Origin of the sequence: Pseudoalteromonas sp. THAF3, assembly GCF_009363775.1 — a bacterium.
In the GTDB taxonomy this organism is placed as follows: Bacteria; Pseudomonadota; Gammaproteobacteria; order Enterobacterales; family Alteromonadaceae; genus Pseudoalteromonas; species Pseudoalteromonas ruthenica.
The window spans coordinates 2,962,419-2,973,510 of the sequence record NZ_CP045418.1; the positions used below are offsets into that span (position 1 = coordinate 2,962,419).

9 protein-coding genes are annotated in these 11,092 nt (G+C 47.4%); 3 read left to right on the top strand and 6 right to left on the bottom strand.

Going from position 1 to position 11,092, the window contains the following annotated elements; translation table 11 throughout:
• Window positions 1–17 precede the first annotated feature (17 nt).
• Window positions 18–2,567, bottom strand: a complete 2,550-nt coding sequence (locus FIU82_RS13870; protein WP_152441312.1) for a M14 metallopeptidase family protein — start codon at window positions 2,565–2,567, stop codon at window positions 18–20.
• Between the two features lie 150 nt (window positions 2,568–2,717).
• Here FIU82_RS13870 and nfuA point away from each other — a divergent pair, with 150 nt between their 5' ends.
• The gene (gene nfuA / locus FIU82_RS13875; protein ID WP_022943718.1) at window positions 2,718–3,293 is read left to right on the top strand and encodes a Fe-S biogenesis protein NfuA; all 576 of its coding nucleotides are present in this window, start codon (window positions 2,718–2,720) and stop codon (window positions 3,291–3,293) included.
• Window positions 3,271–3,567, top strand: coding sequence for a hypothetical protein (locus FIU82_RS18765; RefSeq protein WP_045979089.1), 297 nt, complete (start codon window positions 3,271–3,273; stop codon window positions 3,565–3,567). The genes nfuA and FIU82_RS18765 overlap by 23 nt, the downstream gene beginning before the upstream one ends.
• On the opposite strand, the gene dinF is transcribed toward FIU82_RS18765, so the two are convergent.
• A complete protein-coding gene (dinF, locus tag FIU82_RS13885) occupies window positions 3,512–4,783 on the bottom strand; it encodes an MATE family efflux transporter DinF (protein ID WP_249364393.1) in 1,272 nt (423 codons plus the stop codon). The genes FIU82_RS18765 and dinF overlap by 56 nt on opposite strands.
• Before the next feature lie 39 nt (window positions 4,784–4,822).
• Between dinF and FIU82_RS13890 the strand changes: the two genes are divergently transcribed.
• Window positions 4,823–5,866, top strand: coding sequence for a polysaccharide deacetylase family protein (locus tag FIU82_RS13890; RefSeq protein WP_152441313.1), 1,044 nt, complete (start codon window positions 4,823–4,825; stop codon window positions 5,864–5,866).
• On the opposite strand, the gene FIU82_RS13895 is transcribed toward FIU82_RS13890, so the two are convergent.
• The 4 genes from FIU82_RS13895 to FIU82_RS13910 are packed head-to-tail and all read right to left on the bottom strand — an operon-like array spanning window position 5,844 to window position 11,087.
• Window positions 5,844–6,875 (bottom strand): chemotaxis response regulator protein-glutamate methylesterase, encoded by a 1,032-nt coding sequence (locus FIU82_RS13895; RefSeq protein ID WP_045979087.1) that lies wholly within the window; start codon window positions 6,873–6,875, stop codon window positions 5,844–5,846. The two genes, FIU82_RS13890 and FIU82_RS13895, sit on opposite strands and share 23 nt — an antisense overlap.
• An 8-nt stretch (window positions 6,876–6,883) precedes the next feature.
• Window positions 6,884–7,501 carry a chemoreceptor glutamine deamidase CheD gene (cheD, locus tag FIU82_RS13900; protein ID WP_138508122.1) on the bottom strand — a complete coding sequence of 206 codons (618 nt, stop codon included), beginning with the start codon at window positions 7,499–7,501 and terminating at the stop codon, window positions 6,884–6,886.
• A complete protein-coding gene (locus tag FIU82_RS13905) occupies window positions 7,498–8,319 on the bottom strand; it encodes a protein-glutamate O-methyltransferase CheR (protein WP_152441314.1) in 822 nt (273 codons plus the stop codon). Before FIU82_RS13905 ends, cheD begins: the two co-directional genes overlap by 4 nt.
• A gap of 59 nt (window positions 8,320–8,378) precedes the next feature.
• Window positions 8,379–11,087, bottom strand: a complete 2,709-nt coding sequence (locus FIU82_RS13910; RefSeq protein ID WP_152441315.1) for a methyl-accepting chemotaxis protein — start codon at window positions 11,085–11,087, stop codon at window positions 8,379–8,381.
• Window positions 11,088–11,092 lie beyond the last annotated feature (5 nt).

Sequence of the window (11,092 nt, forward strand, 5' to 3'; positions counted from 1 at the left end):
AAAGCCGGCTCTTTGGATTATTCACCGCGAGCGTGAATATGCTCACCGAAGAATAAGGCATTACTAAAGATACGGCTAGTACCATACCAGAAACCTCGGAAAACCGGGTTATCTGTCATCGCGACCACCGTACCTTGCCCATATGAGTGCGCAACAATGGCTCCTGCATTAGCGATTTGCGTTACGTTATTATCATGGGTAAACCCAGCTAATAATGGCTTCTCGGTGTATTTCGCTACGTTAACAAATGGAGCACTGGATTGCTCAAGCAAAAAGGTGCTGTTTTTGAATACTGGCAGCTGCTTACGAGTTAACGAGTAGCTCAGCGGGTGCGTTAAATCGACTTCCGTATTAAAAATAGCCCCGGCGATACGCTGCTTACCGGCAAGCATATCTTGGTCACCATATTTGAGACCTTCGGTTGCGAATACTGCGGCCATATCTTTACGCGATACATAACTGGCTTTTAGTATTTGTTGGTCAACCAAGAACTTAGCTCCACCTTTTTGGCCCCAGATAACACCACCGCGTTTAACCCATTTTTGTAGTGCCACTTTTTGCGCTTTACTCATTGCCGAGTAGCGACCATTGGCGAGCACGATGTGGGTGTAATTATCTAGATTCACACCACTTAGGTTGTCCAACTCAATAATGCTTGGCGTGATACCCACATGGCGATCTAAGTAATACCACAGCTCGCCCACCTCGTACTGGCTGGTTTGCTTACCGCCCACCAGCAAGACTTTTGGTAAGTGCACAGGAGCAAGCTGCCGCGAACCTAAATCAACGCCTGTACTGGTTAATCCTGAATCCAAGGCAACGATAGGTATAGCAAAGCGTTGTTGCGCCTCATTTAAAATATCTAGCCAATGTTCGTGTTGTTGTATGCCTGCTGGAATAACAATAGATCCCGCCGCAAACTCTTTTGTCGCGTTACTACTTTTTGCACTCAGTGGTGCTAAGGCAACACGAGCGTTGACTCCCTCACGCAGCAAGTAGCTTAATAATTTAGGTGCATCATAGTCGAACCACTCAAAGGCATACGCGTAGTGTCTTGTTAGTTCTTGCGCTGATGGCTGCGCACCCTGTTGCCATGGCTGCTGTGCAAGCTCCAGCCCCCAAGTACTGCTTAATGGTGCAAACTCAAGGTTAAAGGCATGGGCAAGTGTCCAAGCAGATACGTCATAAAAGGTATTGTCATTAAAACTTTGCTGCTCAGAGAAAATTGACTTAATCAGTCGGTATTGGCGTTGCGTCAGTGGCACAAAGTAGCTATTAGCCGCAGCAAAAGTGCGCTTATCAACAGTGGTTTGTTCTTCGAGTGCATAAGCCTTAATTTGATGCTGCGCGAGTAACTCTAAGAAATAATCTAAACGGGTAGCATCCTTAGGTGCGCTCACCACATAACCTTTCAACTTGTCCTTATCTGCGAGCTTACCTACTTGTTGGTAAAAGTCCTGCTGATAATCAAGTAGCTGCTGACGGTTTTCAAGCACCGCGTCAAAAGTAGAGAAGCTAGTGAGGAGCTGGTTTTTTATGGTGAAAGCAAAGTCCATTTGACCATTAACAGTGTCTTGAACATGGCCTCGGCTACTCGCCTGCTCAAAGAGAATACCGATGCTGCCATTCACATCTGGGTAAGTGGAACCTTTACCAACATAAAAATCATCAAATGCTTCTTCGGTAAAATATAAGCGCTCTTCACTATCAAGGATGCGAGCATGATGTTTCGCGATGGCTTTGGTTAGATCAACATTACCATTGGGTGTTAGCGGGTTTTTCCGTGATGGTATACCTGGCTGAAAGAAATAAGTACTGTTTGGCCCCATCTCATGAAAGTCGGTCAGCACATTGGGCTGCCACTTATGGAACTGAGCAATGCGTGCCCGAGACTCAGGGTGTTGTAGTAGTAACCAGTCGCGATTTAAGTCAAACCAATAATGGTTAGTGCGACTACTCGGCCAGTTTTCATCGTGTTCGCGTGTGCGAGGGTCGGCACTGGGTGTCATGGCTCGGTTTGAGTTTGCCCAGTTTGCAAAACGTGCCAAGCCATCTGGGTTCAGCGACGGGTCCAACAGCACCACAGTGTCATTGAGTAGCTTCTCAACACGCTGTTCTTGTGCTGCGGCCAAGTAATACGCTACTAATAATGCCGCATTACTGCCTGAAGATTCATTACCATGAACACTATAACCCATGTAAACCACAGCTGGGTCATCGTTCGTGCTTGGCTCACCCTCTAAGCGCGCTAAGTGTTGTGCGCGAACTTGCTCGATATCGGCTAAGCGTTGTGGTGCAGCAAACGTTAACATCAGCAATGGTCGCTGCTCATGGGTGTAACCAATGGTTTCAATATTGACACGTTCGCTGGCATCGGCCAAAGCACGCATATAGTAAACCAGTTGATCGTGGCGCACATGCCATTCACCGACTTCATACCCAAGCACCGACTGAGGTGTAGGGACATTAGGGTCGAACTGAATATCATTGTTAAAGTAGTAATCGAGTGGCTTAGCACTCAGTGAAGATGCAAATAAAAGCACCACTAGAAAAAGTATTCGACGCATGGAATTTATTGCTGTTAGAGGACCATAGTCCTCACGCTACCACCCGATTAAAATTAAGCCAACTTTTTACGGTCAACACTGGCGACAACGCGATGAGCAGAGTATGATACGCAGTAACCGAGTAAAATAGTCAAGTATAGCGTTGTTACTATGATCACAATTTCAGAATCTGCTCAAAGCCACTTTGCCAAATTGCTTAGTGAGCAAGCCGAAGGCACCAACATCCGTGTATTTGTTGTCAATCCTGGCACATCACAAGCTGAGTGCGGGGTGTCTTACTGCCCTGCCGATGCCGTTGAAGAAGGTGACATTCGTCTGAACTTCAATGGCTTCGATGCTGTTGTCGACAGTGAGAGTGCACCCTTTTTGGAAGATGCCGAAATCGACTTTGTTACCGACCAAATGGGCACACAACTCACTCTCAAAGCACCTAATGCTAAAGCACGTAAGTTGTCTGACGATGCCTCATTAGAGGAGCGTGTAGAGCACATGTTGCAAACTGATGTAAACCCACAGCTTGCGAATCACGGCGGTCAAGTTCAGCTAGTAGAAATAACCGCTGATGGCATTGCCATTTTACAATTCGGTGGCGGCTGTAATGGTTGTTCAATGATTGATGTGACCCTCAAAGAGGGTATCGAGAAGGAAATGGTCGCTAAATTTAGCGAAATCTCTGGCGTGCGTGATATCACCGAGCATAGCCGTGGCGAACACTCATACTACTAAGTTTAAACGCCTAGTATATAGCTTGGGCAGCGAGCCCAAGCTAAGCCTCAGGCGATTTTTTATCGGTTTAGGCTTATTTGCCATCGCCATGGGCCTGATTGCGGCAGGCTACTTTTATGTACCACTGTTACAAGTCCCTGGCCTTATTCTACTCGCCGTTGCCCTATTTTTTGCCTTTTGGGGCTACCTGGGAATTTTTGCTAATCGCTTTTCGCAGGTTATATCAGCAACTGATGTGACTTGGCCAGACGATGATAACGCAGCGCCAAAGTAATCCCGCGCAAGCCCATAAAGGCCGTCATCGCCGCCCACAGCGCGTGATTACCTAAACCTTGAGTCAGGGCAAAAACACCAAAGAAGCCCACAGCTGCTGAGAAGATCATGGTATTGCGCATATCCTTGGCCCGCATTAGCCCCACAAAAACACCATCGAATAGAAAACAGCCCATAGCGATAAGTGGCATGGCGATAAGCCAAGGTAAATAAGTAATCGCCATAGCGTTAACTGCGGGCACATCGGTCAGCAGACGAATAATTTGCGCACCACCGAGTAGGAAGATAAGTGCATATAGCAACGCAAAAACTAAGCCCCATTGCATACTGATACGTACCCACATACGCACACGTTGCTCATCCTTGGCTCCTTTAGCCTGCCCCACTTTGGCCTCCGCTGCATAAGCAATACCATCCATAGCAAAACTGATTAGCAATAAGAAATTCATTAACACCGCGTTCGCCGCCAACACCACATCACCAAGGCGCGCCCCGTAAAAAGTCATAAAGCTAAAGCACAGCTGCAGCATCAACGAACGAAAGAAAATATCGCCATTGAGACGCAGCAAGGCGCCTAACTGCAGTAGCTTAGGGGATAAATACCAGTGCCATTGCAATTGATGGCGTTTAAATAAACGGCTCACTAACCACAGTGCAAACCCGAGAGCACAGTAATCAGCCATCACGGATGCTAAGGCCGCACCTTTGACTCCCATTTCTAGGCCCAATACGAAGTAAAGATCGAGTGCTATATTGACCACATTGGTTAATAACACCAGTAGGAAAGGGCCACGACCATACTGTACACCGAGCATCCAACCCAACAACACCAAGTTACTCAGTGCTGCGGGGGCACTGTAAATACGAATATAAAAGTAATGATTGGCTTGCTCAATTGTTTGCGCCGAGGCATCGGAGAGTTGTGCCATTAACCAGGCTAAAGGATGCTGGCAAACAATGAGTAGTAGCGCCACCAGCAGCGCTAACATGATACTTTTCTGTAGCGAGGCCACAAGCTGGCGCTTGTTCTGTTCGCCATAAGCCGTAGCAATAAGCCCGGTGGTACTCATGCGCAAAAAGCCCGCCAGCCAAAACAACATGGAAATAACCGTTGCACCTAGGGCTATACCTGCTAAATAATGGGCACTCCCGAGGTGACCTATGACCGCCGTATCAACCAAGCCTAGTAATGGCACGGTGATATTCGATAGAATCATAGGCCCAGCAAGCATCAATAAGCTTTTATGGTGGGTATTATGTTTAAAAAAGTGTCCCATGTAGTAATTTTCTCTTTCTTTGCACTGGCGTGCGCATCGGCTCAAGCTGCCGTTATTCTACAGTATCATCACGTAAGTAAAACCTTGCCTAAGGTCACCAGTGTTGATGCCAGTACATTTCGTGCTCATATGCAGTACCTTAAAAAAAATGATTTTAAAGTCATTGCGTTAGACACTCTGATTGAAGGACTCAAACAGGGCGAAAGCTATAATAATAAAACCGTGGCCATTACCTTTGATGATGGTTACGACAACAACATTGAGCAAGCAGCGCCTATTCTTAACGAGTTCGGCTACCCCTATACCATATTTGTTAACCCCAAACTTATTGATGAGCAGCGCAGCTATGTCATGACCTGGGAGCAGCTCAAGACACTCAGTCAGCAAGGTGCCCTTATCGCTAATCATAGCGCTCAGCATGACTATCTGCACCACCGCTTAGATGGCGAGAGTGACGCCCAATGGCAAGAGCGTATCCGCGCGGATTTACAGTATTCAGAAAAACGTATAGAGGAAGAGTTGGGTTACAGCTTAAAGTATTTAGCCTACCCTTATGGCGAATTTGACCGAGCCTTACAACAACTGGTGCAAGACATGGGTTATGTTGGCATAGGACAACATTCAGGGGCCGTAGGCCCAGACAACGACTTTACGCGTTTACCACGTTTTCCCGCATCTGGTTTTTATGCAGACTTGGATACCCTGTCTACTAAACTGGCATCCCTGCCGTTTCATATCGATACCTTAACCTATGACGATACAGTCACGACAAAGCGCCAACCTGAACTGACGATCTCTTTCAAAGAAAAAGGCTTTCATCAAAATCAATTCGCTTGCTATGTGTCTGGTCAAGGTCGGGCCGAACTCAACTGGCTCTCTGCTAAGCAGGTTAAAATCACCGCTAAACAAGAGTTGGGAGACGGGCGTGCCCGTTACAACTGCACTGCGCCTTCACAACAAGCGAGCGGGCGCTACTTTTGGTTTTCACAACCTTGGGTGATCACTTCTTCGCCTGCTCAATAAGCCATTGCGGAGATTTAGCTAAACTCAAGGTTACCTGTGCGGCCCCAAGGTCAATGGCGGCCTTGGGCATGCCCCAAACCACTGAACTTGCCTGATCCTGGGCCGCTGTTACTGCTCCTGCCTGTTTTAACTGTAACAGCCCCTTGGCACCATCAGCCCCCATGCCCGTTAGCAATAGTGCACAGGTGTGCTTAGCTAGTTGTTGCTCAACAATGGACGAAAACATCACATCCACCGCTGGACGATGACGATTAACCGGTTCGCTTGATGACAACCGACACACTAGTTTACCGCCTTTACGCTGCACCATCAGGTGCTCGCCACCTGGCGCGATATAGATATTGCCCGCCTTAATGACTTGCTCGTCACTTGCCTCATGCACCTGCATCGCACAAACATTATTCATACGTATGGCAAAAGACTGGCTGAATACCGGTGGTATGTGTTGGGTGATAACCACCGCAGGGAAGTTTTCAGGTAAGCGAGTAATCACTTCTTTAATAGCTTCTGTACCACCGGTAGATGCACCTATGGCTACGAGGTGGTTGAGTTTAAACTGTTGGTCTTTTTGAACTGTTACCGGCGCAAGTGTTTTACTGGAATGACGACGAATGTTGGCCTTAGCCGCAGTGCGCACTTTTTGCTGTACTGAACCTGCATAAGCTTGCATTTGGGCGCGAACATTATTGGTGGGCTTAGCAACAAAGTCTACAGCTCCCAACTCCAACGCTTCGAGTGTAATAGGTGCGCCCTGCTGGGTCAGTGTCGAAATCATCACCACCGGCATTGGTCGCAAGCGCATGAGGTTTTTTAAAAAGCTGATGCCATCCATTTTTGGCATTTCAATATCGAGAGTGAGCACATCGGGGTTGAGCTGTTTTATCATCTCCCTTGCCTGGTAGGGATCGCTGGCACAGCCCACCACCTCCATATCATGGGCGTCAGTAATAATTTCCTTTAATAGTGACTGGATTAGCGCTGAGTCATCGATAATTAATACACGGATCATGGTCACTCCTAAAACAGCTCAATATCGCTATTGCTGTCTGTCTGCTCAAGATCACGAAGGTATTTCAGTTCTCGTTTCTCAATGGTGTCGTTGTGCATTGTGCGCAGCTTTTTCACCTTCACTGCGCCTGATTCTGGGTGAAAGAGCACTTTCCTCGGCCAAGGGCCACCTACATCATGCGCAACCAAGTTGAGCCCTTCCTCCTTTAGGTATGCATTGGCAAAGCGGATATTGCCCATACCGACATCGGTCATAGAGCGAATAATCTTACCGCCACCAAATAGTTTCACTTGTAGGTTCTTGCGCAGTCCACCATTTTTAACAATTTCATTAATCAAAAATTCCATTGCCCAGTTCCCATAGCGGCAGTCGGTGCTATCGGGATCTATTTGCTCCAGCTGCAAAGAGCTGGGTAACATAAAATGATTCATACCACCGATTCCCATTACCGGGTCGTAGATACACGCAGCAATACATGACCCCAGTACCGTTGACACCAACTCATCTTGCTTGGTGACATAAAACTCACCGGGCAACACCTTAGCCATCACTTTATTGCGGCCTGAGTCCCAAAACCGCTTTATTTGCTCAAACCCGCGTAAGGTTGGCTTGAATGCTGGGTTCATGAACCTACCTTAGAATACATAGTACGACCTAGGTTATTGAACTGAGTTTGCTCTTTACCCATGGTTTCGGAGTGGCCTAAAAATAAGTGCCCTCCGGGTTTGAGCCGCTGTGCAAATAAATTGTAGAGGTGCTCTTTGGTCACTTTGTCGAAGTAAATCACTACATTTCGGCAAAAAATAACGTCGAATTGGCCCTTCATAGGCCAAGGCTCGAGTAAGTTTAAGCGCTTAAAGGTTATGTACTTCTGTAGCGCCTGCTTCACTTTCATTTGTTCGCCACTGCGGCTTTTTAAAAACCATGTTTTCAACAGTGGCTCCGGGATCCCTGAGACCTGTCGCAGGTTGTACACTCCCTGTTGTGCGCTGTGCAGCACATTGGAATCTAAATCGGTCGCGAGAATCTTGATATCCCAGCCAACACGCGGACAAACTTTGGCAACCGACATCGCAATGGAGTATGGTTCCTCGCCTGTGGAACACCCTGCCGACCAGATACGAATTTTATGATCGCGAGTATTTTCTTTTAACGCTCGCGGAAGCAGCTCCTTTTCTAGGTAATCGAAGTGGTGCTTCTCACGGTAAAATGACGTTAGATTGGTGGTCAATGCGTTGATAAAGTGGCTAAGCTCCTGCTCCGGATGCTGCTCCAAAAACGCTAGATATTGCTTGAATTTGGTAAACCCGTATTGGCGCAACCGTTTTGCCAGCCGCGAATACACCATTTCTCGTTTATGCGGTCCGAGCACGATGCCGCACGCTTGATAAACTTGCCCAGCAATACTTTTAAAGTCTTTATCTGTAAAAATAAACTCCGACATTGCTGGGCCTCCTCGCCAATACGCACTTTAGTTGGGCACATCATGTAGCCACTACGCTATTAAAATTCTTCCCACTCGTCTCCATCATCAACAAAGTTATTCCCTGAGGGGGCAGGTGATTTATTTGCTTGCGTTTTAGCTCCGTTCAAACGTTTCATAGCATTACTCGGGCTCGTACTTATATCCGGAAGAGCTGCTTGCATATTGATGGAGAAAAAACTCAGTAGCTGGCGCATACTATTGGCCTGCTCCGCCATCGATTCGCTAGCAGCAGAGGCTTGTTCAACCAAGGCTGCATTTTGTTGAGTCATCTCATCCATTTGCGCCACGGCTTTATTTACTTGTTCAATACCTGCACTTTGCTCAATGGAAGCTTCTGAAATATCAGAGATCATTTGCGTTACTTTTTGCACCGACTCAACAATGTCCTGCAACGTTGCACCTGATTCATTCACTAATACGGTGCCATCCTCAACCTTGCCGACACTGTCACGGATAAGCTCCTTAATTTCTTTGGCCGCACCCGCTGAACGTTGTGCTAAGTTACGCACCTCACCGGCAACCACCGCAAAGCCGCGACCTTGCTCACCAGCTCGGGCCGCTTCCACGGCGGCATTAAGTGCAAGCAGATTGGTTTGAAAAGCAATCTCATCAATAACACCAATAATATCGGCAATTTTCTTACTCGCTTCGTTAATCTCTGCCATGCCTGAGACAGCACGGTTAACCACGTCGCCACCTTGCTTGGCCTTGTCGCACGTTTTCTCTGCAAGCTCACTGGCAACCTTGGCATTATCGGCATTTTGCTTCACCGTGCTGGTCATCTCTTCCATACTCGATGCGGTTTCTTCCAGCGATGAGGCTTGTTCCTCGGTACGCTGGCTTAAGTCGGTGTTACCTTGTGAGATTTCCTCCGCTCCAGTGGCCACCAAGTTGGCTGAGCTGGTGATCTTCTCAATCATCTCGGTGAGCTTATCAGCGGTACTGTTGGCATCACGCTTGAGCTTTTCGAAGGCTCCCTGGAAGTCACTATCAATACGCTTAGTTAAATCACCATGAGCTAATGAATCCAGCATAGTGGCCGTTTCATCCACTGCTTCATCCACCACCTCTACCAGTTGGTTAAGGCCTTTAGATAAACGCAGGAAGAAGTCATCTTTGCCATCTAAACTCACGCGAGCATTCAGCTCTCCTCTGCGAGCAGCGCCTACTAAGTCATTGATTTCTTTCTCAATAGAGACCTCGGCGGTGCGATCGTCCCACTCGACTACGGTCCCCGCACGCTCACCTTCCTCGGTTAATATTGGGTTGGCAACTAACCCGAAGGTCCGCCCACCGACGACAATCTCTGTGCTGTAGGTGGTAGAGAGTTTCTCTAACATTGAGCGTTGATGCGCTGGGTTTTTATGGAATACATCAATGTTTTGACCAAGCAAGTTGCTACTGTCGAAGTTGGGTAAGTCTTTGCGTAAGTCTCGCTCAGCATTGCGCATCATGTTGACCACCGCCTCGTTCAAATACACAATATTATGGTCATTGTCGGCAATCATGGTATTGGTCGAGACATTATCTAAGGCACGGCGTACACGTAGGTTCTCTCGTGCTGCCTGTTTTTGTTTCTCCTCACGAGCAAGCTCTTCGGTCAAATCCTGCCATTCAACAATGGTTCCTAAACGCTTGCCATCTTCGTCGACCCAAGGCGATGCTATTAGGTTGAAAGTCAGCCCTGCAAGTTTAAGGTTAGTGTTGTAGGGGTCATCAAGTTTTGCCAGCATTGCTCGCTGGTGCGATGGTTTAGCATGGAAGTCATCCACGCACGTTCCTATCAAGTCATCCACTTTAAAGTTAGGCAATGCTGATTGAATTTGCTTTTCGCGATTGCGCAGCATGGTTTTGACTTGTTCGTTGGCAAACACAATATTAAGGTCGTTGTCAGCCATCATGACATTGGCTTGGCAGACCTTTAATGCACTAGCTAGGCGCGCAGACTCCCGCGCTTGTCGCTCTTGTTGGCGCTGCTCGGTGATATCAGTGGCATATTTCACTACTTTTACGGGATCGCCATTCATATCAAAAATAGGGTTATAAGATGCTTGGATCCATATTTCTACACCATTTTTACCGATACGTTTGTATTGCCCCGAGTGATATTCTCCTTGGCTTAAGCGCTGCCAAAACACGGTATACTCAGGGCTTGCCGCCTCCTCAGGGGTGACAAACATGCGGTGATGCTGGCCTTTAATCTCTTCCAAGCGGTAGCCTAAGGTTGATAAAAAGTTATCATTGGCAGTGATAATGGTGCCATCTAACTCGAACTCTATCACTGCTTGAACCCGTGATATCGCTTTTGCCCGCCCTTCTAGCTCAGCGCGCTCGAGCTTAATTTCGGTAATATCAGTGGCAAACTTGACCACCTTAACGACCTCACCCTGCTGATTCATGACGGGGTTATACGATGCTTGGATCCAGACATCTTCCCCGGATTTACCTACACGCCGAAACTCATTAGCAATATATTCGCCGGCGCTCAAGCGCTGCCAAAAACGTTTATATTCAGGGCTTGAAGCCTCCTTGGCGTCGACAAATAATCGGTGATGTTGACCTTGGATTTCTTCAAGGTTATAACCCATCACGCGCAGGAAGTTATCATTAGCGGTTAAGATGTTCCCCGATGGGGTGAATTCGATCACTGCTTGAGACCTGTTTAATGCTTTTAATAGCATTGTGTCTTCGTTTGAAGTGTTAGATTCCTTTGTAAACCAGCCCATGCTTT